This window comes from Marivita sp. (genome assembly GCF_020055635.1).
In the GTDB taxonomy this organism is placed as follows: domain Bacteria; phylum Pseudomonadota; class Alphaproteobacteria; order Rhodobacterales; family Rhodobacteraceae; genus Marivita.
Map to the genome: position 1 here is coordinate 70,527 of NZ_JAIPUT010000002.1, position 21,797 is coordinate 92,323.

Annotated in this window: 25 protein-coding genes; 16 read left to right on the plus strand and 9 right to left on the minus strand. The window is 62.7% G+C overall.

Going from position 1 to position 21,797, the window contains the following annotated elements; translation table 11 throughout:
• A complete protein-coding gene (locus LCF60_RS01555) occupies nucleotides 1-228 on the plus strand; it encodes a DUF1150 family protein (RefSeq protein ID WP_292289254.1) in 228 nt (75 codons plus the stop codon).
• A gap of 74 nt (nucleotides 229-302) precedes the next feature.
• Here the strand turns inward: LCF60_RS01555 and LCF60_RS01560 are convergent, their stop codons facing one another.
• Nucleotides 303-2,018, minus strand: a complete 1,716-nt coding sequence (locus LCF60_RS01560) for a bifunctional sulfate adenylyltransferase/adenylylsulfate kinase (RefSeq protein WP_292289255.1) — start codon at nucleotides 2,016-2,018, stop codon at nucleotides 303-305.
• A gap of 271 nt (nucleotides 2,019-2,289) precedes the next feature.
• Here LCF60_RS01560 and LCF60_RS01565 point away from each other — a divergent pair, with 271 nt between their 5' ends.
• The gene (locus tag LCF60_RS01565; RefSeq protein WP_292289256.1) at nucleotides 2,290-3,339 is read left to right on the plus strand and encodes a cytochrome-c peroxidase; all 1,050 of its coding nucleotides are present in this window, start codon (nucleotides 2,290-2,292) and stop codon (nucleotides 3,337-3,339) included.
• 57 nt (nucleotides 3,340-3,396) lie between these two features.
• Here LCF60_RS01565 and trxB read toward each other — a convergent pair whose 3' ends face one another.
• On the minus strand, nucleotides 3,397-4,401 hold the full coding sequence (gene trxB / locus LCF60_RS01570; RefSeq protein WP_292289257.1) for a thioredoxin-disulfide reductase: 1,005 nt from the start codon (nucleotides 4,399-4,401) through the stop codon (nucleotides 3,397-3,399).
• Between the two features lie 196 nt (nucleotides 4,402-4,597).
• Here trxB and LCF60_RS01575 point away from each other — a divergent pair, with 196 nt between their 5' ends.
• Entirely contained in the window at nucleotides 4,598-5,098 is a 501-nt protein-coding gene (locus LCF60_RS01575; RefSeq protein ID WP_292289258.1) for an Lrp/AsnC family transcriptional regulator, read from the plus strand.
• Between the two features lie 12 nt (nucleotides 5,099-5,110).
• Here the strand turns inward: LCF60_RS01575 and LCF60_RS01580 are convergent, their stop codons facing one another.
• The 5 genes from LCF60_RS01580 to lgt all read right to left on the minus strand — a co-directional run bounded on the left by LCF60_RS01580 (nucleotide 5,111) and on the right by lgt (nucleotide 9,133).
• A complete protein-coding gene (locus tag LCF60_RS01580; protein WP_292289259.1) occupies nucleotides 5,111-5,890 on the minus strand; it encodes a Hint domain-containing protein in 780 nt (259 codons plus the stop codon).
• 239 nt (nucleotides 5,891-6,129) lie between these two features.
• Entirely contained in the window at nucleotides 6,130-6,282 is a 153-nt protein-coding gene (locus tag LCF60_RS01585; protein ID WP_292289260.1) for a hypothetical protein, read from the minus strand.
• A gap of 141 nt (nucleotides 6,283-6,423) precedes the next feature.
• Entirely contained in the window at nucleotides 6,424-7,179 is a 756-nt protein-coding gene (gene pgeF / locus LCF60_RS01590) for a peptidoglycan editing factor PgeF (protein ID WP_292289261.1), read from the minus strand.
• Entirely contained in the window at nucleotides 7,176-8,252 is a 1,077-nt protein-coding gene (locus LCF60_RS01595; RefSeq protein ID WP_292289262.1) for an SAM-dependent methyltransferase, read from the minus strand. The genes pgeF and LCF60_RS01595 overlap by 4 nt, the downstream gene beginning before the upstream one ends.
• On the minus strand, nucleotides 8,249-9,133 hold the full coding sequence (lgt, locus tag LCF60_RS01600; protein ID WP_292289263.1) for a prolipoprotein diacylglyceryl transferase: 885 nt from the start codon (nucleotides 9,131-9,133) through the stop codon (nucleotides 8,249-8,251). Before lgt ends, LCF60_RS01595 begins: the two co-directional genes overlap by 4 nt.
• A 94-nt stretch (nucleotides 9,134-9,227) precedes the next feature.
• On the opposite strand from lgt, the gene LCF60_RS01605 reads away from it, so the two are divergent.
• Nucleotides 9,228-9,473 (plus strand): accessory factor UbiK family protein, encoded by a 246-nt coding sequence (locus LCF60_RS01605; RefSeq protein WP_292289264.1) that lies wholly within the window; start codon nucleotides 9,228-9,230, stop codon nucleotides 9,471-9,473.
• Between the two features lie 10 nt (nucleotides 9,474-9,483).
• On the opposite strand, the gene LCF60_RS01610 is transcribed toward LCF60_RS01605, so the two are convergent.
• The gene (locus LCF60_RS01610; protein WP_292289265.1) at nucleotides 9,484-10,935 is read right to left on the minus strand and encodes an aldo/keto reductase; all 1,452 of its coding nucleotides are present in this window, start codon (nucleotides 10,933-10,935) and stop codon (nucleotides 9,484-9,486) included.
• A gap of 79 nt (nucleotides 10,936-11,014) precedes the next feature.
• Between LCF60_RS01610 and LCF60_RS01615 the strand changes: the two genes are divergently transcribed.
• From LCF60_RS01615 to LCF60_RS01665, 11 genes are all read left to right on the plus strand, one after another.
• Complete coding sequence (locus LCF60_RS01615) at nucleotides 11,015-11,437, plus strand: TIGR04076 family protein (RefSeq protein WP_292289266.1); 423 nt, start codon at nucleotides 11,015-11,017, stop codon at nucleotides 11,435-11,437.
• The gene (locus LCF60_RS01620) at nucleotides 11,434-12,513 is read left to right on the plus strand and encodes an aldo/keto reductase (RefSeq protein ID WP_292289267.1); all 1,080 of its coding nucleotides are present in this window, start codon (nucleotides 11,434-11,436) and stop codon (nucleotides 12,511-12,513) included. The genes LCF60_RS01615 and LCF60_RS01620 overlap by 4 nt, the downstream gene beginning before the upstream one ends.
• The gene (locus LCF60_RS01625; RefSeq protein ID WP_292289268.1) at nucleotides 12,506-13,276 is read left to right on the plus strand and encodes an ABC transporter ATP-binding protein; all 771 of its coding nucleotides are present in this window, start codon (nucleotides 12,506-12,508) and stop codon (nucleotides 13,274-13,276) included. The genes LCF60_RS01620 and LCF60_RS01625 overlap by 8 nt, the downstream gene beginning before the upstream one ends.
• Before the next feature lie 8 nt (nucleotides 13,277-13,284).
• Nucleotides 13,285-13,998, plus strand: a complete 714-nt coding sequence (locus LCF60_RS01630) for an ABC transporter ATP-binding protein (RefSeq protein WP_292289269.1) — start codon at nucleotides 13,285-13,287, stop codon at nucleotides 13,996-13,998.
• On the plus strand, nucleotides 13,995-14,909 hold the full coding sequence (locus LCF60_RS01635) for a branched-chain amino acid ABC transporter permease (RefSeq protein WP_292289270.1): 915 nt from the start codon (nucleotides 13,995-13,997) through the stop codon (nucleotides 14,907-14,909). Before LCF60_RS01630 ends, LCF60_RS01635 begins: the two co-directional genes overlap by 4 nt.
• The gene (locus tag LCF60_RS01640) at nucleotides 14,906-15,853 is read left to right on the plus strand and encodes a branched-chain amino acid ABC transporter permease (RefSeq protein ID WP_292289271.1); all 948 of its coding nucleotides are present in this window, start codon (nucleotides 14,906-14,908) and stop codon (nucleotides 15,851-15,853) included. The genes LCF60_RS01635 and LCF60_RS01640 overlap by 4 nt, the downstream gene beginning before the upstream one ends.
• Before the next feature lie 37 nt (nucleotides 15,854-15,890).
• A complete protein-coding gene (locus LCF60_RS01645) occupies nucleotides 15,891-17,153 on the plus strand; it encodes an ABC transporter substrate-binding protein (protein ID WP_292289272.1) in 1,263 nt (420 codons plus the stop codon).
• A gap of 498 nt (nucleotides 17,154-17,651) precedes the next feature.
• A complete protein-coding gene (locus LCF60_RS01650; RefSeq protein WP_292289273.1) occupies nucleotides 17,652-18,152 on the plus strand; it encodes a YbjN domain-containing protein in 501 nt (166 codons plus the stop codon).
• Between the two features lie 35 nt (nucleotides 18,153-18,187).
• On the plus strand, nucleotides 18,188-19,003 hold the full coding sequence (proC, locus tag LCF60_RS01655; RefSeq protein WP_292289274.1) for a pyrroline-5-carboxylate reductase: 816 nt from the start codon (nucleotides 18,188-18,190) through the stop codon (nucleotides 19,001-19,003).
• Nucleotides 18,996-19,334 (plus strand): tRNA-binding protein, encoded by a 339-nt coding sequence (locus LCF60_RS01660; protein WP_292289275.1) that lies wholly within the window; start codon nucleotides 18,996-18,998, stop codon nucleotides 19,332-19,334. Before proC ends, LCF60_RS01660 begins: the two co-directional genes overlap by 8 nt.
• Nucleotides 19,331-20,281, plus strand: a complete 951-nt coding sequence (locus LCF60_RS01665; protein ID WP_292289383.1) for a D-glycerate dehydrogenase — start codon at nucleotides 19,331-19,333, stop codon at nucleotides 20,279-20,281. Before LCF60_RS01660 ends, LCF60_RS01665 begins: the two co-directional genes overlap by 4 nt.
• Here LCF60_RS01665 and LCF60_RS01670 read toward each other — a convergent pair.
• Nucleotides 20,278-20,532 (minus strand): hypothetical protein, encoded by a 255-nt coding sequence (locus LCF60_RS01670; RefSeq protein WP_292289276.1) that lies wholly within the window; start codon nucleotides 20,530-20,532, stop codon nucleotides 20,278-20,280. The genes LCF60_RS01665 and LCF60_RS01670 overlap by 4 nt on opposite strands.
• A 122-nt stretch (nucleotides 20,533-20,654) precedes the next feature.
• Between LCF60_RS01670 and LCF60_RS01675 the strand changes: the two genes are divergently transcribed.
• A complete protein-coding gene (locus LCF60_RS01675) occupies nucleotides 20,655-21,773 on the plus strand; it encodes a beta-ketoacyl-ACP synthase III (protein WP_292289277.1) in 1,119 nt (372 codons plus the stop codon).
• Nucleotides 21,774-21,797 lie beyond the last annotated feature (24 nt).

The following is a 21,797-nucleotide window of genomic DNA, read 5'->3' on the forward strand; positions in this document are numbered from 1 at the left end:
ATGAATACGCCATTCGATTTCAAAGATGCAGACCAGTCCAACCTTGTATACGTGCGCCCGGTTGCCGTCGCCGAGCTTCCCTCGGAAGTGCGGGACGAGGTCGGAGATCAAGAAACCATATATGCCGTACACCGCGCCGACGGGGAGCGCCTCGCGCTGGTCAAGGACCGCAATCTGGCGTTCATGCTGGCGCGGCAGAACGATCTCGCGCCGGTGACGGTTCACTGACACCGGCCGGACCCTGATCGCGGGCAAGGCAGACGCGGAATGTAAAAGGCCGGGCGTTGACCCGGCCTTTGATCTTAGTGACCCGCGATCAGGCCAAGGCTTTCGAGCTTCAGAATGACCTGATGCGCGCAATTGTCGACATCGACATTCTCTGTCTCGACCCGCAATTCCGGGTCCTGAGGCACGTCATAGGGGTCTGAAATCCCCGTGAACTCCTTGATCTTTCCCTCACGCGCAAGCTTGTAGAGCCCCTTGCGATCGCGGCGTTCGCATTCCTCGATGCTGGTCGCGACATGCACTTCGATGAACGCGCCGAACTGTTCGATCTCTTCGCGGACCGCGCGGCGGGTGGCCGAGTAAGGCGCGATCGGCGCGCAGATGGCGATGCCGCCGTTCTTGGTGATCTCGGACGCGACATAGCCGATGCGGCGTATGTTGAGGTCGCGGTGTTCCTTGCTGAACCCCAGTTCGGAAGACAGGTTCTTGCGAACGATGTCGCCATCCAGAAGCGTGACCGGACGTCCGCCCATTTCCATCAGCTTGACCATAAGCGCGTTGGCAATGGTCGATTTGCCGGACCCCGAAAAGCCGGTGAAGAAGACGGTAAAGCCCTGTTGAGACCGTGGCGGACGCGTCTTGCGCAATTCCTGCACGACTTCGGGAAAGCTGAACCATTCCGGGATATCCAGCCCCTCGGCCAGACGGCGGCGCAATTCCGTGCCCGAAATGTTGAGGATGGTCACGTCATCCTTGTCGGCGATCTCGTCCATCGGTTCGTACTGGGCGCGTTCCTGCACGAAGACCATGTGTTTGAAATCGACCATCTCGATGCCGATTTCTTCCTGGTGTGCGCGGAACAGATCCTGCGCGTCATACGGCCCGTAGAAATCCTCGCCCTTGGAATTCTTGCCGGGGCCTGCGTGATCGCGACCGACAATGAAATGCGTGCAGCCGTGGTTCCTGCGAATGAGCCCGTGCCAGACCGCCTCGCGCGGACCGGCCATGCGCATGGCAAGGTTCAGCAGGCTCATTGTCGTGGTGGATTGCGGGTATTTGTCCAGCACCGCCTCGTAGCAGCGCACGCGGGTGAAATGATCGACGTCCCCCGGTTTCGTCATGCCGACAATCGGATGGATCAGCAGGTTGGCCTGTGCCTCTTTGGCCGCGCGGAACGTCAGTTCCTGGTGCGCGCGGTGCAGCGGGTTGCGGGTCTGGAACGCCACCACCTTGCGCCAGCCCAGCTTGCGGAACAACGCCCGCAATTCGTTCGGCGTATCGCGGCGGGCACGGAAATCGTAATGCACCGGCTGCTGGATGCCCGTCACCGGGCCCCCCAGATAGACCTTTCCCGCCGCGTTGTGCAGGTAATTCACCGCCGGGTGTGCATCGTCATCAGCGCCGAACACCATCTCCGCCTCGCGCGCCTTGTCGGGCGTCCAGCGGTCGGTCACGGTCATCGTTCCAAGGATGACACCCTCCTGATCACGCAGTGCGATGTCCTGCCCGATGTCAATGCTCTCGGCAAAGGCTTCGGAGACATCCAGCGTGATCGGCATCGGCCAGAGCGCGCCGTCGGACAACCGCATGTTCTCGACCACGCCGTTGTAGTCCTCTTCGCTGAGAAAGCCCTTGAGCGGGCTGAAGCCGCCATTCATCAAAAGCTCGAGATCACAGATCTGGCGCAGCGTCAGATCATGGCTGACAAGGTCAGCCGCCTCGTTCTTCAGCTTCTGGGCGCTGTCATAAGAAACGAAAAGTTCCGGAATTGGGGCAAGGTTCTTTGGGTACATAGGTTCGCTCACTGTTCACATTTGCGCGGTGATTACGCCCGGCGGTGGATATGAGTCCAGTGGGGAGCCGGCATATACCTGAAATTGGAGGATATGTGCGCAATATGCGTCAGTTTTGACCGGGCCGGGTGCGGCCTGCTTGGATTTGCACCCGAACAAAGATTTCTGCGCTCTTTTTCCAGCGGATTTGACGTCAATCAAAGACGCCTTTTTCCACACATGCCAGAAACCGGATGCGCGCGAAATACTGGCCCAATCATAAGGACATATCATGCCATCCCTACGTCATTCTGCCGTTCTGGCGGTCTCTGCAATCGCAATTGCAAATGGAGCGTCAGCATCAAGCGAACTGCGAGAAATCGCGCTTGATCTGTTTTCGCCGCTCCCATCGACAACACCAGCGGTCAACAACAATCCGATCACGCCGGAAAAGATCGATCTCGGCAAGGCGCTGTTCTTCGATCCGCGCATGTCGGCGTCGGGTGTCTTCTCGTGCAACTCGTGCCACAACCTGGCCACCGGCGGTGACGACAACATGCCGACATCCATCGGACATGGTTGGCAAAAAGGCCCGCGCAATTCGCCGACGGTTCTGAACTCCGTGTTCAACGATGCGCAATTCTGGGACGGGCGCGCGCCCGATCTTGCCGCGCAGGCCAAGGGCCCGGTTCAGGCTGGCGTCGAGATGGCGAACACGCCCGACAATGTCATCGCGACCCTGAACTCCATGCCGCAATATGTGGAGTGGTTCCAGGATTCCTTCCCCGAGGAAGAGGACCCGGTCACGTTCGACAATTTCGCCAAGGCGATCGAGGCATATGAGGCAACCCTGATCACGCCTGCGCCGTTCGACGCTTGGCTGAACGGCAATGACGCGGCGCTGTCGGATGTCGAATTGGCCGGGCTGGAACTTTTCATCGATGCCGGCTGTGCAAGCTGCCACGGCGGGATCAACCTTGGCGGGGAAGGGTACTATCCTTTCGGCCTCGTGGAAAAGCCGGGGGCGGATGTGCTGCCCGCCGGAGACAAGGGCCGGTTTGCCGTCACCGAGACCGTGGATGATGAATATGTCTTCCGCGCTGCGCCGCTGCGCAATATCGCCGTGACAGCCCCCTATTTCCATTCGGGCGTGGTCTGGGATCTTGAAACCGCTGTGGCCATCATGGCCGAATCCCAGCTTGGCGCAGACCTCGGCGATGAGGACATCACCGCGATCACGGCGTTCCTCGGGTCTCTGACCGGTGAAATGCCCGAGGTCGTCTATCCGATCTTGCCTGCCGAGACAGCGGCAACCCCGCGTCCCACCGGTGAAGTGAACTAAGCATCAGCTTCAGGCTGTTGCGGATCAGGCCGGGCAGCAATGCCCGGCCTTTTTTGTTCAGCCCGCAGCAGGAACTTCGGCGCCGTATCCAAGCGGTTCCGACACGTCCTTGCCGGAATCGTCGCCGACTTCGGCCAGGAAGCGCTCGGCTTCAAGCGCCGCCATGCATCCCATGCCCGCCGATGTCACGGCCTGACGGTACTTGTGGTCCGTCAGGTCGCCCGCCGCGAACACGCCCGGGATCGAGGTTTCGGTGCTGTCGGGTTTGGTCACGACATACCCGCCCATATGCGTTTCGAGCGTATCCTTGACCAATTCGTTCGCCGGGGCGTGGCCGATGGCGATGAAAACCCCCTTGCAAGGAATTTCCGTGATCTCGCCGGTGTCGACATGCTTGACGCGCACACCTTCGACGCCCTTGGGCATGTCGGTGCCGAACACCTCATCCAGCTGATGATGCCAGAGCGTTTCGATCTTCGGGTTCTTGAACAGCCGATCCTGAAGGATCTTTTCGGCGCGCAGCTCGTCGCGTCGGTGGACCAGCGTGACCTTGGAGGCAAAGTTGGTCAGAAACAGTGCCTCTTCGACAGCCGTGTTGCCGCCGCCGATGACAACGATCTCCTGCCCGCGGTAGAAAAACCCGTCGCAGGTGGCACAGGCCGACACGCCGAACCCCTTGAACGCCTCTTCCGACGGCAGGCCCAGCCATTTCGCGCGCGCTCCGGTGGCCAGGATGACGGAATCAGCCGTGTAGACCGTGCCGCTGTCCGACCGGGCCGTGAAGGGCCGCTTGGATACATCGAGCGACGTGATGATGTCGCCGATGATCTCGGTGCCCATGGCGCGCGCATGCGCCTCCATCCGCACCATCAGATCGGGGCCCTGAACCTCTGTGTCGCCGGGCCAGTTCTCCACTTCGGTTGTCGTGGTAAGCTGCCCGCCCGGTTCGATGCCCTGCACGAGGATCGGTTCGAGCATGGCGCGGCTTGCATAAACCCCGGCGGTGTACCCGGCCGGGCCTGAGCCGATGATCAGGACTTTGGTGTGGCGTGTGTCGGACATGGGGCAGCCTCGCGTCGCAGCAGGTTTCTGTCTATTCTGGAAATCTGATATATGCGCCTGATCCGGCCTACGCAAACCACTGCGCGTTCAAATCCAATCTTTCGCCGCGCTTTAAGATTGTTGCGCCATGTTGAAACAATATTGCGCACATCTGTGCCCTCGTATAATAATGCCGAAAAAAGCAGGGGTGCTTGGGATGCCGTCACATCGGTTGGATCCAATTGATCGCAAAATACTGGCAGAGCTACAGGCAGACGGGCGCATGACCAATGTCGAACTGGCCCGACGCGTGGGCATTTCGGCCCCGCCATGCCTGCGTCGTGTGCGCACGCTCGAGGAACAGGGCTTCATTCGTGGCTATCATGCCGAGGTCGATCCCCGGGAATTGGGCTTCGAAGTGCAGGTCTTTGCGATGGTCGGCTTGCAAAGCCAGGCCGAGGGCGATCTTCGTGCCTTCGAGGATCTGTGTCGGGGATGGCCGCTGGTTCGGGAATGCCACATGCTCAACGGCGAGGTGGATTTCATTCTCAAATGCGTGGCACCTGATCTCAGCAGCTTCCAAAGCTTTCTGACGGGCGAATTGCTGACCTCGGCCAATGTGGGCAGCGTCAAGACATCGCTGGTGATTCGGGGCGCGAAAGACGAACCGGGTGTGCCTTTCGACGTTCTGGAAACGCGGCTGGGCGAAGCCGGCTGAAAGGCGATCCCGCTAGGCGACGCGCAGCGTTTCGATGACCGTGCGCGTGGTACGCGGGAAAGCAAGATCGCCAAAGGCTTCAAGCTCGTCGAGATGTGTGAACATCGACTGCATCATGCCGCGCACGGATGATCCGATTTCCGCAGCTGACACGCGGCCGGGATGGTAGCTTTCCACTTCGTGCCCGTTGGCGCGGACAATGCCGTGGCGACGCAATGCGAAATGGAAAAGCTGCACCGGCCCTTGCGGCCTGACCTTCAGAACCCGGTCGCCATCGACATAATCGGAGGCCGGTGCCAGGACCGCATCACAATTGAGGAGGTCCGTGAACCGATCCTGTCGCACCACAAGCCGGGCGGCAGGACCAAGCAGGAGGTCACTTTGATTCATGCCGAATCCCGGCAAGCGGAGCAAATGCGTGAGAGAGGTTGTGTCGCCCCGGAAGTTCGGCAGGTAGTTTGTGCTGCCGATCCAGACGACGGGTTCGGGACCGCGATGCGTTTCGATCAGATCTCCGGGAATCAGGTCTTCGACGGCGATCGGGCCCATGACCGTCGAAATGAGAGTGCCACGCGCGAAGGCCGAAGCGCAGGCCTCGAAGGTCGGCGTGGCGGGTAAGGTGAACGTGGATTCGGAAATGGACAGATCGGCGAGAAGCGCGGCGGTTTCAACAGTGCGCGTGAGAGGAACGTCGCGCCGAGGCTCACCGCCGAACGTGGCAATCTGGTCTGCGGAAACCGCATAGGCATTGAAATCCGACTTTGCTTCACGTTCGGTCGAGATGTGAGCCATGTGATCCATTCAACCCTTAGGTCACATCCGCGTTGGCCCCCACCAACAACACCAGAAGGACGGTGCGATTTCGTTGGGCAGAAGATGGATCGAAACGCCTTGATTCGTCAAAAAACAACGAAAATTGGCCGCGACATCGCGGCCAATTCTGAAAACACTGTCGGATTGTTGTGCGTTGGCGACCCTCGGCGTCACAATTCGGGTGTCAACGTGACATTCGGATTGCCCGTGCCCGGCGATCAGGCCTGCTTGCGCATCGGCTGGTTGGCGGCGTCGGTCTTGAGCCGATCGAACATTGCCTTGCGGGCTGCACCGCGCTGGAACGGAAGAACCGGGAGGTCGTCTTTCGAGGTGGCGACGACAGAAGCGATGAATTTCGAGGTGCGCGACATGGGACTGCTCCGATGGGTGTCTGTTCTTGTTGACCCCACTTAGCCCGCGCAATTGGGCGCGTTTGTGACCAAACGTGGACAATCCCGGTGTATTCCTGTGATTGATTTGGGCGGCCACGCCCGGCGGTAGCAAGCGATGCTTCAGAGACGGATCACCGAAATCAGCCTCCCGTAGTCGGCCTCGCGCGCATGGGTGGACCGACGATAGGAATAGAAACGCTCGGCGTCGGAATAGGTGCAATGCCGTGTCCATTCGGCGGCGATCCCGGCGTTGCGCATCCTGTGCAATCCGAATCCCGGCAGATCGAAATGGAACTTGTCCTCCGCCCCGTTGACGAAGAACCTGGCATATTGCGGATCTTCGGCCAGGAACGTGTCAAGAAACTCCGGGCCGACCTCGTAGGCACGCTGGCTGATGCTCGGCCCGATCACTGCGGTGATGGTCTCGTGCTCCGCGCCAAGCGCGACCATTGCGTCGATTGTCGCCTCGAGCACGCCATCGAGCGCGCCGCGCCATCCGGCATGCGCCGCCCCGATCACACCGGCCTCGGGATCGGCGAAAAGCACGGGCTGGCAATCGGCGGTCAGTATCCCCAGCGCGACCCCCGGTGTGTTCGTCACAACCGCGTCGGCCTTGGGTTTCGCCGTTCCAAGCGGGCCATCGACCGTTTCCACATCGGCGGAATGGGTCTGATGCACGGTGACCAGGTGATCTGCCGGGACCTGCATCGCCTCGGCCACGCGCGCGCGGTTGATTGAAACGATTTCGCATTGATCCGACGATCCGGTTCCGCAATTCAGACCGGAAAAAACACCGGAGGAGGCGCCGCCCCGTCGGGTGAAAAACCCGTGACGCAGGGGGCCAAGGCTGTCCGACGTGATGATTTCAAGCGTCATGGGTCCAGTCCGGGCGGCGGCGACTCGGTGCCGGGAAACAGGCCCAGCACCTTGAACAAGGAACCCATTTCATCCGGGTGGGTCAACCGCCGATGTGCACCCACATGCGCCTCGAGAGCGGATCCCCTCAAGCCTCGGGCAAGAGTTTGCGCGCGCGGCGTGATGCCAAGCCGTTCGAGGAAAACGCCTTGATCCGTCAACTGGCTTGCCTCGCAGCCTGCGATCATTGCGGCCCGGGCCAGCGCTTCGAAATCGACATGCGCCGTCAGGTCTGCGCGGCCCGGATCAGAAAACGGATCGACGGACCGGTGCGCACGGACGGCCTGAAACGTATCGCCATTCGACCGCCAGCCGCCGTAGTCGATGATCAGGGCCATCCCGCCCTGCTGTGCAATCCGGCGCGCCACGGCATCGACCACGGCGGTGCCATGGGCGCAGGTCTCGATCAGGGCGCCGGGCTGTGTATCGTCAAGTCGGTGCTCCAGGGCGTCGATCGGGGCGGCATCGCTCAGACCGCGCTGCAACTGCCCTGTCTCCGACAGTCCGATCAACACCTCGCGCCAGCCTTTTGCATCGCGCTGGAACTGCCGTATCGGCAGCGCGTCGAAAAACTCGTTTGCGATGACGAAGACAGGCACGTCCTCGGGCAAGGTCTCGACGGTGTCATGCCAGGCGGGCGCATGGGCCGGCAGGGCTGCGGCTTGCAGGGCGCGCATTCGCCTGGACGCCTCGACCAGGTGCAGACGCGCGGCGGCATGAAACCCGGGCACCTGAAGCGTCGCCCGCAGGACATCGGCGATCAGCGTGCCGCGCCCCGGCCCAAGCTCGACCAGCGCAAACGCATCCGGCGCTCCTTGATCCAGCCAGGCCTGCGCCACGCACAGCCCGATCACTTCGCCGAAGATCTGGCTGATCTCGGGCGCCGTCGTGAAATCGCCATCGACGCCGAACGCGTCCTGCGTGGTATAATACCCGTGCTCGGGATGCAGCAGGCAGGCCGACATGTACTGCGACACCGTCAGCGGCCCGGTCGTCCTGATCTGCTTGCGCAATATGTCGGCGAGGGCGGTCATGCGCGTCTTGCGGTGCTCCAGAGGTAGAGGCCGATGAGGATCATCGGGATCGAGAGCAGCTGTCCCATGGTCAGCCCATACCCGCCCACATGCCACGCCAGACCGAGCGGGTTGCCTTCGGACACGAACTGGGCATCCGGCTGGCGGAAGAACTCGACCAGGAACCGGGCGGCACCATAGCCACCGATGAACAGCCCGACGATCTTGCCCGGTGTCTTGAGCGCATCCCGCCGGAACGCCAGCCAGAGCAGAACCGCGCCAAGCAAGAGCCCTTCGAGCAACGCCTCATAAAGCTGCGACGGGTGGCGCGCACAGATGTCGCCCACGGCCTGTCCGCAGGATTGCGCGGCCGGCCCGGGAAACTGCACGCCCCAGGGAAGGTCGGTCGGACGGCCCCAAAGCTCTGCATTGATGAAATTGGCCAGCCGGCCCAGCAACAACCCCGGCGGCGTCGCCAGCGCCATCATGTCGGCGGTGGGGCGCAGCGGGGCTCCGGCGCGCAGGCAATAGACAAGCGCGGCGAGGATCACCCCGATCAGGCCGCCATGAAAGGACATTCCGCCTTGCCAGATCGCCAGGATCTCGCCGGGGTTCGCGAGGTAATATGCAGGCTGGTAGAACAGCACGAACCCAAGCCGACCGCCCAGGATGATCCCGAGGATCACCCAGGTCAGCAGCTCTTCGACCTGTTCGGGACGCATCGGCGGGGTGTCGGCGGGCCACAGATTGGCGCGCTTGACCGCCGTCACGGCGATCCGCCACCCGATCAGGATGCCCGCGATATAGGCCAGCGCATACCAGCGCAACGCGAACTCGATCCCGAAAAGCGAGATCGAAAACAGCTCGGGCGAGACATTCGGAAAGGGCAGGCCGGTCGACATGCGCGCACCCTGTTCACCGCTCCGCGGCGAAGTCAACCTTGTGCCGCGCCCATCCGAGGCCCATATAGTTCCCAAGCACAGACCGGAGGCAAACATGCAGACCCGCAACAAGGTATTCGAAGACATCTCGCAGCTGATGACCAACGCCATGGGCGTGGCGCAGGGCGCGAGGGACGAGGCCGAAACCGCGATGAAATCCATGATGGACCGCTGGTTGGCGGACCGCGATTTCGTCACCCGCGAAGAATTCGACGCGGTGCGCGCCATGGCCATGAAGGCGCGCGAAGAGAACGAAACGCTCAAGGCACGTCTTGACGCGCTCGAAGCGTTTCAGAAGTAACGCCCCCCGATCAGGGCCGGAGGATCGCTTCGGCCTCGATCTCGACCTTGTAGTCGCCGATCAGCTGACCGATCTGGAACAGCGTGTTGGCTGGCTTAATCTCGGCAAAGACGCGCCCATGCGCCTTTGACACTGCCATGACATCCTCGGCGTCGCTCAGATAGACGCGCGTGCGCACCACATCCTCCATCGACGCGCCAAGCGCCGTCAGTGCGGCGGCCACCTTGTCAAGGATGAAGGTCGTCTGCGCACCCGCATCCCTTGGCGCCACCGCGCGGTTCAAACCCGCTGTCGCCGTGGTGCCGGACACCATGATGCGGTCGCCGACCCGATGCGCACGGCAATAGCCCGCGATATCCTCCCATTCGCTGCCCGACGACACGCGTTGCTCGCCGGGGCGTCCGGGCACGTCCTCGACCGTGACGGCCAAGGGCATCGTGTCGAGGTGATGGCTCAAGTCGCCACTCGCGGTCAGGAAGGGCGGCTTTCGGTATTCATCCCCGCAATCGCCGGGCAGGGGGGTGGTCACGGCGAAGGCAGCGCTCAGGCGGGCGTGGTCCTCTTCGTCCAGCGCAAACCGGAAAAGCTTGAGATTGTCATCCGTATGCCGCGCCTCACCCAGCCGCGCGCCGATGATGACGCCCGCCACCGCGTCGTTCTCCAGTACCCAGCGCGTTGCGACATTGGCCACCGAAACACCATGCTTGACCGCCACATCCGCTGCCGCCTGCAATACGGTCTGATAGGCGTCCCAGCCTCCCGCCGTGTCGATGAAGCGCTTGTACTTCATCTTGCTCCAGTCGCTGATCCCGGTCGGTTCCGGCTGGTTCAGCCAGCGCTCGGACAGGAACCCGCCCTGCAACGTGCCGTAACACAAGAGCTTCACGCCCCATTGCGCGCAGACCTCGGATAACGGCCCGGTCGCGCGGCGATCCAGAAGCGAACAGGGCACCTGGTTGCTCACGATCGGGATGCCGTCCGCCAGCGCCAGATGCAGATGCGCCGCGTCGAAATTGGTCAGGCCGATCTCGCCGATCAGACCGTCCTCGCGCAGCTTGGTCATCTCGTGCAGCGCATCCAGCCATGCCGGATGCTCGAAACTCCACCAGTGGAACTGGAGCAGGTCGACCCGCTCCACGCCCAACCGATCCAGCCGATCCTGCACCCCGGCGCGCACGACATCCGCGGTCATCGGGCCGGGGTTCGGGCACCACTTGGTGCAGACGGTCGCCTTGGTTCCCCGCGCGAGCAGGGTCCCGGTGATCAATTCCGCCGTGCCGTAGTGATCCGCCATGTCGAACGTGTCGAACCCGGCCTCGGCATAGGGCGCCAGATGATCCGCCCCGACCTGCGGGTCGATGACATCGCCATCCTTCTCGATATCCGCCACCTGCCAGAGCCCCACAAGCGCGCGGCGGATCGTCAGGCGGTCACTCAGGGCAAGGGTGTCGGGCTGGGTCACAAAGCGGTCCTTTCGGCTGTTGCCCCATGACTCGCCGCACCGAACCCGTTTGACAAGCCCGAAAGAACCTCGCAACCATATGGGCAACAACAGGGGTAAACGCGCGAAATTGCGTGTCGGGGGAACGATGAGCGCGGCGCAGAACGCGGATGAATTCTGGCTCTACGATCTGCAGGTCGAAACCGTCGTGGGAGACCGCACATCGGTCTGCCGCCATGTCGAGGGCGAACGTTTTCGGGTCGAGGGCGAACTGCTGGTGTTCGACGCCCAGCAAAAGGTGTCGATGTACGCGCTGGCGGCCCTGCTGCCTCTTTTGCCCGCGAAACAGCGCCCCACGCATGACAATGACTGGATGTCCACCGATGCCGAGATTGCCTGCCCCGACCCCAATTGCGGAGGGCGCTTCCGCGTGACGCGCACGACCAAGCGCTCCTTCACACACGCAGAAACCACCGGGCTGCCGGACCAGCGCGGCACACCCTACTGGAAAGACGAGACATGAGCGTTGAAACCACCGACCTGCGCCCCGGCCACACCATTTCCCGCGTCATTCGCGGCGGCTGGCAACTGGCGGGCGATCACGGCCCGGTGGACCGCGCGCAGGCGATCCGCGACATGGAGTCCTTTGTCGATGCCGGGATCTTCACCTTCGATTGTGCCGATATCTACACCGGCGTCGAAGAGATGATCGGGGACTTCATCGCCGACCTGCGAGCCCGGCGCGGCGCATCGGTGGCGGATCGTGTCTGCGTGCATACCAAGCTGGTGCCCGACCTGACCCGCCTTGCCGATCTGCGCCCCGACGAGGTGACGGCCATTGTCGACCGATCCTTGCAGCGTCTGAAAATCGACCAGCTCGATCTCGTGCAGTTCTTCTGGTGGGACCTTTCGCTGGGCAACGCGGTGGACTCCCTTGGCGTGCTCAAGGACCTCAGGGTCGAGGGCAAGATCCGGAACCTCGGCACCACCAACTGGGACCGTCAGCCGATGCAGCGTTTCGTCGATGCGGGCTTCGACATCGCCTCGGCGCAGGTGCAATACTCCGTGCTCGATCGGCGCCCGGCAAACGGTCTGGCCGAGTGGGCGGCTCAGAACGACGTGCAGCTGATCTGCTACGGCACCCTTGCCGGCGGCTTCATCACCGAAAAATGGCTGGATGCGCCCGATCCGGGCTTTCAGTTCGACAATCGAAGTCTGGTCAAATACCGACTGATCATCGACGAATTCGGGCCGTGGGAGCGGTTTCAGTCCTTGCTTCGCGCGCTGAAAGCGGTTGGCGACAAATACCAGGTTTCGCTGTCCGCCGTCGCCACGCGCTGGGTGCTGGACCAACCACAGGTCGCGGCCAGCATCGTCGGCGCGCGTTATGCGCGACACCTGCCGCAGACGCTCCAGACCTTCGACGTGTCGCTGGCCCCGGATGATTATGCCATCATCAACGCCGTGCTGGACGACGCCGACGGACCGAAGGGCGATGTCTACGGGCTCGAAGGCGACCGGAGCAGCCGTCACGGTCGGATCATGAAATACAACCTCAACACCAATCCCGATGACGCGGTGCATGGCCAGCATGGCTGATCCCCTCCTGCGCATTCGCAACATCAGCAAGGATTTCGGCGAATTCCGCGCGGTCAATGATGTGTCGATCGACATCCGGACAGGCGCGATCACCGGGTTGATCGGCCCGAACGGCGCGGGCAAGACGACGCTCTTCAACGTCTTGACCGGCATGCTCAAACCGACCAGCGGCACCGTGCATCTGGACGGACAGGACGTGACAGGCTTTGCCCCCGATGCGCTCTTCGGCCTCGGGCTTGGCCGCACCTTCCAGATCCCGCGCCCCTTCGCCAGGATGAGCGTGCTGGAAAACGTCATGCTCGCCCCGATGGCGCAGCTGGGAGAGCGGCTCTGGGGGCCGTTCCTCGAGGCGGCCAAGATGCGCGACCAGGAGGCGACCATTCGCAAGCGTGCGATGGAGGTTCTGGAGTTCGTCACCTTGGCCCCGCTGGCCGATCAAGCGGCAGGCCAGATCTCTGGCGGTCAGATGAAGCTGCTGGAACTGGCCCGTATCCTGATGGGGGATCCGAAACTGATCCTGCTCGACGAACCAGCGGCAGGGGTGAACCCGACCCTGACCAAGACCCTGATCGAAAAGATCGAAGAGCTGAACCGCGACGGCAAGACCTTTGTCATCATCGAACATGACATGGATTTCGTCATGCAGCATTGCGACCCTGTGATCGCGCTGGCCGAAGGCCGCAAGGTGTTCGAAGGCACTGCCGAAGACGCGCAAAGCAACACGGTGCTGCTGGACGCTTATCTGGGCGCGCAGGTCGAATGACGGCGCTGGTGGCAAAGGATATCGTCGCCGGGTACGTGCCTGACCTGCCGATCCTCAAGAGCGTGTCCCTGACCGCCGAGACCGCCAGGGTCACGGTGATCATCGGCCCGAACGGGGCGGGCAAATCCACGCTGATCAAGGCCATTGCCGGGCTGGTGCCGGTGTCCTCGGGGACGGTCTCGCTGCACGGGCAGAAGATCACCAATCCCCGACCCGACCGGATGGGCGCGCTGGGCGTGGCCTATGTGCCGCAATCCGACAATATCTTCCGGTCGCTGACGATCCGGCAGAATCTCGACCTTGTCTTGCGCAATGCCGGGAAAGAAGCGGCGGCGCGACGCGACGCCCTTTTCGCGCAATTCCCCGCCCTTGCCGACAAGCAGGCCGAAAAGGCAGGCGCCTTGTCCGGCGGGCAACGGCAGTTCCTCGCCGTCGCCATGGCGCTCGCGATCAATCCGTCGGTGATCCTGATGGACGAACCGTCGGCCGGTCTGTCGCCCAAGGCCGCGCAAGAGGTCCTGGAATACACGCGCGCGCTGACCGAGAATGGCGTCACGATCCTGCTGGTGGAACAGAACGTCAAACAGGCGCTGCGACTGGCGGATCAGTGCTACATCCTTGCCGATGGCCGCAACCAGGTCGACGGCGCGGCGCAGGATCTGCTGAACGATCCGGTGGTGGGCCAGATCTATCTTGGTGGCAAACGGGTGGCACCGGCATGATCCAGAACCTTGTCGACGGAGTGCTGGTCGGGTCGATCCTGTCGCTGGGGGCGATTGGCCTGACGATGGCGATGCACATGCTGCGTTTCGCCAATTTCTCGCATGCCGAACTCCTGTCCATCGGGGCCTATGCCGCGCTGGTGTTCGACGGTCTGTTCGGCGCGATCCACCCGGCGCTGGCCGAGGCGATCCCGCCCTTGTCGCTGACATGGTCGCTGTCCATCGCGATCCTGATCTCGATGGCGCTGACCGGGGTGTCGGCGGTGCTGATCGACAGGCTGGTGTTCAAGCGCGTCCGCGCCAAGGGAGGCGAGCTGTCGATGGTCTTCGCCTCCTTCGGCGTCGCCATGATCATCCGAAATATCCTTGGTCTGATCTTCGGGCTGAGCCCCAAGCTTTACAGTCAGGACATCGTCTTCGCCATCGTGGTCAGTCGCGATCCGTTCCTGCTGATCAAGCCGGATCAGGTCTTCACACTGGTGGCGGCGCTGCTGATCATGGTCATCCTGCATGTCATCCTGTCGCGCACGACCTTCGGCTATGCGCTGCGCGCGGTGGCCGAAAACCCCAGCCTCGCTCAGGTGTCGGGCATCAACCTGAGCCGCATGATCGTGCTCATCTGGCTGATCGGCGGCGGGCTGGCGGCGGCGGCGGGGGTGTTCTACGGCCTGACAAACCAGATCAACCCGGTGCTGGGGCGCGATCTTGTCCTGCCGATCTTTGCCGCCACCATCGTCGGCGGCATCGGCAGCATCTACGGAGCCGTGCTGGGCGGGTTCATCGTCGGCCTTGCCTCCAACCTCGCGCTGGTGATCCTGCCCTCGGGTTACAGCCCGGCGGTGCCCTTCCTGATCATCCTCGCAGTGCTGATCGTGCGCCCGCATGGCCTCTTCGGGGAAGAGCGCACATGATCGGTGTGATTTCCTACCTCGTGTTCTTCGCCACGGTCGCGTCGATCCTGTCGATCGCGGTGCTCGGGCTGAACCTGCAATGGGGCAACACGGGCCTGTTCAATGGCGGCGTTGTCGCGTTCTTCGGGGCGGGGGCTTACGGCACGCTGATCCTTGGCGGCACACCGCAGGCGGGTCAGATGGGCGGGTTCGAACTGCCATACCTGATCGCGCTTCTGGGCGGCATGGTCATTTCCGGGATCGTCGCGTGGGTCGTCGGGCTGCTGACGCTCCGGCTCAGACACGACTACCTGGCGATCGCCACCTTCGGCGTCGCGGTTGCCTTCGAGACCGTGATGCGCAATTCCGACTGGCTGGGTGGCGCGCAGGGCATCCGGGGGTTCGAACGCCCCCTGCGCGACGCGCTGGGCAACGGGTTCAGCTACAACCTTGCCTTTCTGGCCTTCGTGCTGGTCGTGCTGATCGGCATCTACCTGTTTCTCGAACGCCTGATCGCGTCGCCTTTCGGCCGTCTGCTTCGGGCCATCCGCGAAGACGAGACCGCGGCGCGGTCGCTTGGCAAGTCTCCGTCCCGCATCCGTCTGACCGCCTTTGTCGCCGGTTCGGTCATCATGGGCCTTGCCGGTGGACTCTACGCCACGTTTTATGCCTTCATCAGCCCACAGGACGTGCTGCCGATCCTGACATTCCAGATCTGGGCGATGCTGATCGTCGGCGGCGCGGGCAACAACAAGGGCGCGGTGATGGGGACATTCCTGATCTGGGCCGCATGGACGGCCAGCGGCTGGGCGCTGTCGCGCTTTGCGCCGATGGACGTGCAGCTTTATACCGGGTCGATCCAGTTCGTGCTGATCGGCCTTGTCATCGTGGGAATGCTGATGTGGCGCCCGCAAGGGCTGTTTCCGGAAAAGCTGGTCGTGTCGCAATCGGCCAAAGACAAATGAGAACCGTCCAGAAAATGAACAACAGGGAGTTACGAACATGAACGGATTTAAGACATCGGCCCTAGCACTGGGGCTTGCTGCGGGCTTTGCCAGCCTCGCCACCGACGCGGCGGCGCAGGAATGCACCACAAAGATCGGGGCGGTGCTGCCCACGTCGGTCGATTGGGGCAAACCCATCGCCGCCACCGCGCAATATGTGGTGGACATCGCCAATGAAACCGGCGGCGTTGCCGGCTGCCAGATCGAGATGGTGCTGCGCGATACGCAGGTCGATCCCAAGGTCGGCGTCGACGCGGCCAAGGCGCTGGTCGATCTTGACGGGGTGCAACTGCTTCTGGGCGCGGTATCCTCGGGTGTGTCCATGCCGATCCTGACATCGGTCACGGTGCCTGCGGGCGTGATGCAGATGTCCTGCTGCTCCTCCTCGACCGCGTTCACGGTGTTGTCCGAAGACGGCAAGACCGACGGCCTGTTCTACCGCACCTTCGCGACATCCGGTGTCCAGGCCGCGGTCGGCGCGATGGTTGCGCAGGAAAAGGGCTACGGATCGGTCGCCGTGTTCTACAAGAATGACGATTGGGGGCAGGACATCGGCGGCCTGGTGGCCGACGACCTCGCGTCCCTGGGCATCGACGTGACGGCGTCCATCGCCATCAATGACGGGCAGGCGTCCTACCGGGCCGAAGTGACCGAGGCGCTCAAGGGCAACCCGGACGCGATCTACATGGCGCTCTACCCGAAAGAGGGCACGCAGGTCGTGCGCGAATGGATCTCGCTTGGGGGCGCGCAGAACATGATCGCCGCGAACGCGCTGCGATCCGATGAATTCCGCGACAATGTCGGCCTGCAATACCTCGGGAATTTCACCGGTACCGACACCGCGTCCCCGCGCACCGAGTCCGCAGACGCCTTTGTCGCGGCTTACACCGCGCAATTCGATGGCCCGCCCAACGGTCCGGGCCTGGCCAACAGCTATGACGCGACGATGATCGCGCTCCTGGCGATGCATGCCGCCGGCGAAGGCGCCACGGGCGCGGACATCGCGGCCAAGGTGGGGGCCATCACCGACCCGGATGGAACGCCGGTGACGGCGGATGCCGAAGGCTTCGCCAAGGCGAAGGAGGTGCTCGATGGCGGCGGCACGGTGTCCTACCAGGGTGCGACCGGCAATGTGCAGTTCGACAAGAACGGCGACGTGTCGGCACCTGCCGTCACCTGGACCTTCTCGGAAAACGGCATCGAAGAGCAGAAATACATCTCGCTGACCGAGGTGAACGACTTCATGTCCTCGCTGAACTGAGCGGCTGTTTTCGAATTGGCTGCGCCAATCCGACCGGGGGACGATGCGAAGACGCATCGTCCCTTTTTCGTTGACGAAAAAGGGGGGCGCTGCCCCCGTCGCCTGTGGGCGCCTCCCCCGGGATATTTTGGAACCGGAGAAACACGGGACCTGGCGCGGTGTGGCATCGGTGCTCAGGAAACCGGCAGAGCGTCAGGCCGCGCCAGAGCGTCGTTCGATGCGGAACTGCGGCGTCCGCGCCGCACAGGGACGCGGCGCTGCAGCGTCGGCACGATTTGGCGTGATTTTCACAATGGATAGTGGCACTATTCGCGCTCACCACATTGAGTGGACTTCTCCACAACTTATTGGGCTTATCCCCCAAATATTGCTTGCCGCAAGCAGCGTGCGCATGCAGCATATGTTGTAGGGGACGAGCGGAACGACGCAGCCCCTAGAGCAGGCATCGAAAGGTTGGGTGGCCCCTGCCTTTCCGCACAGGCAACAGGAGGCGGCATCATGGCCCTGTCCGAGCAGTATCTTGAAGACGACATCCATCCGATCGACATCGTCGAGCATATAGCCAACCATCACGATTGGGATTTCGACCGGATTGCGGAAGACCAGATCGCGATGGCGGTGGAAGGCCAGTGGCGTACGTATTCCATAACGCTGGCCTGGTCACCCTATGACGAGACCCTGCGGCTGATCTGCACCTTCGACATGGAGCCCCCGCAAGACAGGCTGCCTGCCCTTTACGAAAGCCTGAACGCGGTCAATGACCAGTGCTGGGCCGGGGCCTTTACCTATTGGGAAGAGGCCAAGCTGATGGTCTATCGCTATGGTCTGGTGCTTGCGGGCGGCAATGTCGCCAGTGCCGAACAGATCGACACGATGATCAACTGCGCCGTGATGAGCGCCGAACGCTATTACCCGGCGTTCCAGCTTGTCGCCTGGGGGAACCGGACCGCGAAACATGCTCTCGAGGTCGCCATTGCAGAGGCTTACGGGCGCGCGTAACACTGGCCCCCGATCGCACTGCGAAAGGGGGCATCATGCAGAATTCCGAAATCGCAAGACGCGGCCTGGTTCTTCTGGGCTGTGGCAAGATGGGGTCGGCCATGCTCGAGGGCTGGCTGGCCGGAGGGTTGCCCGCCAGTTCGGTCTGGGTGGCCGATCCGAAGCCCTCCGACTGGGTGCAGGCGCAGGGTGTGCACCTTAACCAAGACCTGCCGGACAGTCCGGCCATCGTTCTGGTCGCTGTCAAACCGCAGATGATGCGCGACGCGCTGCCGACGCTGAAACCTCTGGGCAACGGCGATACGACCTTCCTGTCGGTCGCCGCAGGCATCACCATCGCCAGTTACGAAAAGATGCTCGGCGATGCCACGCCGGTGATCCGGTCCATTCCCAACACGCCCGCCGCCGTCAAGCAGGGGATCACCGCGATCATCGGGAACGGCCATGTGTCCGAAGAGCAGGTGCAGATGGCCGAAACGCTCCTGTCGGCCATCGGCCAGACCGTGCGGCTCGAGACCGAGGACCAGATGGATGCCGTCACCGGCCTGAGCGGGTCCGGCCCGGCCTATGTGTTCCACATGATCGAATGCCTGGCCCGCGCCGGCGAGGCGCAGGGATTGGCGCCTGACCTTGCCATGACCTTGGCCAAGGCCACCGTTGCGGGTGCCGGGGCGCTGGCGATGCAGGCAGACGAGACCCCGAGCCAGTTGCGGGTCAACGTGACCAGCCCGAATGGCACGACACAGGCGGGTCTCGACGTGCTGATGGACGAGGACGCTGGCCTGCCGCCGCTGATCGCCAGGACGATCGACGCGGCCACAACGCGGTCCAGGGAGCTTGCAAATGGCTGAGATCACGTTCGATGACTTCATGAAGGTGGATATCCGCGTCGGCACGATCACCCGCGCCGAGCCGTTTCCCGAGGCTCGCAAACCCGCGATCAAGCTCTGGGTCGATTACGGTGACGAGATCGGCGTCAAGAAATCCTCGGCGCAGATCACCGCGCATTACGACCCCGAAACACTTGTCGGCAAGCAGGTCATGGGCGTGGTGAATTTCCCGCCGCGCCAGATCGGGCCCTTCATGTCCGAAGCTCTGGTTCTCGGCTTTCACGACGCAGAAGACGCCATCGTGCTGGCCGTGCCTGACATCGACACCCCGAACGGAGCGCGCCTGTGCTGAAACTGCTGATCACCCGCAACCTTCCCGATCCGGTCATTGCCAAGGCCCAAGGGATTTTCGATGTCACCGTGCGGGACGATACCGCCCCGCTGAGCTGCGATGACCTGATCCAGAGCCTGACCGATTACGATGTCGTGCTGCCGACGCTGGGCGATATCTACAGCGCCGATATCTTCGACGCGGTGCCGGAGCCGCGCGCCGGGCTGCTGGCGAATTTCGGCGTCGGCTACAATCACATCGACGCGCAGGCGGCCAAGGCGGCCGGAATCAAGGTGACCAACACGCCCGGCGCTGTGACCGAAGCGACTGCGGATATCGCGCTGATGCTGATGCTGATGACCTGCCGCCGCGCCGGGGAGGGCGAACGCATGGTAAGGGCCGGCACCTGGACGGGCTGGCATCCAACCCAGCTTCTGGGCCTGCACATGTCCGGCAAGACGCTGGGCGTGGTCGGCATGGGCCGGATCGGCAAGGCCATCGCGCAACGGGCGCATTTCGGCTTCGGAATGAAGATCAGGTTCTACAACCGGTCTCCGAAAGAGCTCGATTTTCCGGCCGAGCAGATCGCGTCTCTGACCGAGCTGGCAGCCCAAGTGGATTTTCTGGTCATCGCCGTGCCCGGAGGCCCCGAGACGCGTCATCTGATTGACGCGGAAATCCTGCACGCATTGAAACCCCACGCGCATCTGGTGAACATCGCGCGCGGCGATGTGGTGAAAGAGGACGATCTGATCGCCGCGCTCGAAGCCGGGCACATCGCGGGCGCGGGCCTCGATGTCTACGAATTCGAACCCGACGTGCCGGACGCCTTGCGAAACATGGAAAACGTCACGCTTCTGCCGCATCTCGGCACGGCCGCATTGGAAGTCAGGACTGCGATGGGAATGATGGCCGTCGACAACGCGATTGCGTTCTCCGAAGGCAGAGCGCTCCCCAATGCCGTCTAGACTTCCTTGGCGTTGCGGCGGGGGATCGTCCCGTATTCCATCCGCTCACGGTCGGGCGACCAATGCGGATCCTGGTTCTTGATCAGCCGCGAAACGTAATAGGCGCTTGGCCACGCCATCAACATGCCGACGGCAACCGCGCCACCGATGACCCACCAATTGTAGTAGCCCATGGAAAAGGCGGTTGTTACAAGAAACCCGCTGATCAGCGCACCGCTGAGCAGCGAAAGAATAATCGATAAGCGGTCCATATCTGCCTCCTTTATTTTTGCAACGCACCGAATTCCCCACAGGTTCCCAAATCGCGCAGCGTCAAACTTGACCGGCCGATCAAGCTGCCGTCTGGTGGGCCACACATCCGAGGACCTATTCCATGATCCAGCCCGCCATCACCGGAAGCGGCATCTTCACGCCCCGGCACGTCATCACCAACGACGAACTCGTCGTCGCGTTCAATGCCTATGCAGACCGGGTGAACGCGGAAAACGCCGATGCGATTGCCGCCGGTCGGATCGAACCGGTGCCCCATTCAAGCGCCGACTTCATCCTCTCGGCCTCGGGGATCGAGCAACGCTACGTGATGGACAAGGACGGGGTGCTCGACCCCGACCGCATGTTTCCGCGCCTGCCCGCACGGGCGGATGAAAGCCCGTCGCTCATGGCCGAGATGGCCGTGGACGCGATCGCCAAGGCGCTGGCGCAGGCTGGGCGCGATGCGTCGCAGGTCGATCTGGTGATCTGTGCGGCGTCGAACCATGAACGCGCCTATCCGGCGATTGCCGTGGAAATCCAGAACCTGATCGGGGCGGGGGGCTTTGCCTTTGACATGAACGTGGCCTGCTCCTCGGCCACCTTCGGCATCCAGGCGGCGGCCGACATGGTGCGCTCGGGGTCGGTCAGATGCGCCATCGTGGTGAATCCCGAGATCTGTTCGGCGCATCTGGAATGGCGCGACCGCGATTGCCACTTCATCTTCGGGGATGTGGCGACGGCGGTGGTGATCGAACCCGAGGCCGATGCCCAAGGGGCGCATTTCACCATTCACGGCACCCGCTGCGCGACCGAGTTCTCGAACAACATCCGCAACAACAACGGCTTCCTGCGCCGCACCCATGACCAGATGGAAGACCGTCGCGACATGCAGTTCATGCAGAACGGCCGCAAGGTGTTCAAGGAAGTCCTGCCGATGGTGTCCGCGCATGTCCTCGGCCACCTGTCCGACGCGGGCTGGTCCGCCGACACCCTGCGGCGCCTCTGGCTGCATCAGGCGAACAAGACGATGAACGACTTCATCGGGAAGAAAATCCTTGGCCGCACCCCCGAGGCGGGCGAACAGCCGAATATCCTTCAGGACTACGCCAACACGTCCTCTGCCGGGTCGATCATCGCCTTTGCGAAACATTCCGACGACCTGAACCCGGGGGATCGCGGCGTGATCTGCTCGTTCGGTGCGGGCTATTCCGTGGGCTCGGTGCTGGTGGAACGCGCATAGGGGCTGGCCGGAAAGACCGGGATC

Coding starts and splice junctions, on each gene's coding strand:
- LCF60_RS01555 (WP_292289254.1), top strand. CDS start 1: ATGAATACGCCATTCGATTTCAAAGATGCAGACCAGTCCAACCTTGTA.
- LCF60_RS01670 (WP_292289276.1), bottom strand. CDS start 20,532: ATGGACCGCTTATCGATTATTCTTTCGCTGCTCAGCGGTGCGCTGATC.
- LCF60_RS01645 (WP_292289272.1), top strand. CDS start 15,891: ATGAACGGATTTAAGACATCGGCCCTAGCACTGGGGCTTGCTGCGGGC.
- LCF60_RS01585 (WP_292289260.1), bottom strand. CDS start 6,282: ATGTCGCGCACCTCGAAATTCATCGCTTCTGTCGTCGCCACCTCGAAA.
- trxB (WP_292289257.1), bottom strand. CDS start 4,401: ATGTCCGACACACGCCACACCAAAGTCCTGATCATCGGCTCAGGCCCG.
- proC (WP_292289274.1), top strand. CDS start 18,188: ATGCAGAATTCCGAAATCGCAAGACGCGGCCTGGTTCTTCTGGGCTGT.
- LCF60_RS01565 (WP_292289256.1), top strand. CDS start 2,290: ATGCCATCCCTACGTCATTCTGCCGTTCTGGCGGTCTCTGCAATCGCA.
- LCF60_RS01595 (WP_292289262.1), bottom strand. CDS start 8,252: ATGACCGCCCTCGCCGACATATTGCGCAAGCAGATCAGGACGACCGGG.
- LCF60_RS01575 (WP_292289258.1), top strand. CDS start 4,598: ATGCCGTCACATCGGTTGGATCCAATTGATCGCAAAATACTGGCAGAG.
- pgeF (WP_292289261.1), bottom strand. CDS start 7,179: ATGACGCTTGAAATCATCACGTCGGACAGCCTTGGCCCCCTGCGTCAC.
- LCF60_RS01605 (WP_292289264.1), top strand. CDS start 9,228: ATGCAGACCCGCAACAAGGTATTCGAAGACATCTCGCAGCTGATGACC.
- lgt (WP_292289263.1), bottom strand. CDS start 9,133: ATGTCGACCGGCCTGCCCTTTCCGAATGTCTCGCCCGAGCTGTTTTCG.
- LCF60_RS01580 (WP_292289259.1), bottom strand. CDS start 5,890: ATGGCTCACATCTCGACCGAACGTGAAGCAAAGTCGGATTTCAATGCC.
- LCF60_RS01620 (WP_292289267.1), top strand. CDS start 11,434: ATGAGCGTTGAAACCACCGACCTGCGCCCCGGCCACACCATTTCCCGC.
- LCF60_RS01660 (WP_292289275.1), top strand. CDS start 18,996: ATGGCTGAGATCACGTTCGATGACTTCATGAAGGTGGATATCCGCGTC.
- LCF60_RS01635 (WP_292289270.1), top strand. CDS start 13,995: ATGATCCAGAACCTTGTCGACGGAGTGCTGGTCGGGTCGATCCTGTCG.
- LCF60_RS01640 (WP_292289271.1), top strand. CDS start 14,906: ATGATCGGTGTGATTTCCTACCTCGTGTTCTTCGCCACGGTCGCGTCG.
- LCF60_RS01675 (WP_292289277.1), top strand. CDS start 20,655: ATGATCCAGCCCGCCATCACCGGAAGCGGCATCTTCACGCCCCGGCAC.
- LCF60_RS01615 (WP_292289266.1), top strand. CDS start 11,015: ATGGGCAACAACAGGGGTAAACGCGCGAAATTGCGTGTCGGGGGAACG.
- LCF60_RS01650 (WP_292289273.1), top strand. CDS start 17,652: ATGGCCCTGTCCGAGCAGTATCTTGAAGACGACATCCATCCGATCGAC.
- LCF60_RS01560 (WP_292289255.1), bottom strand. CDS start 2,018: ATGTACCCAAAGAACCTTGCCCCAATTCCGGAACTTTTCGTTTCTTAT.
- LCF60_RS01625 (WP_292289268.1), top strand. CDS start 12,506: ATGGCTGATCCCCTCCTGCGCATTCGCAACATCAGCAAGGATTTCGGC.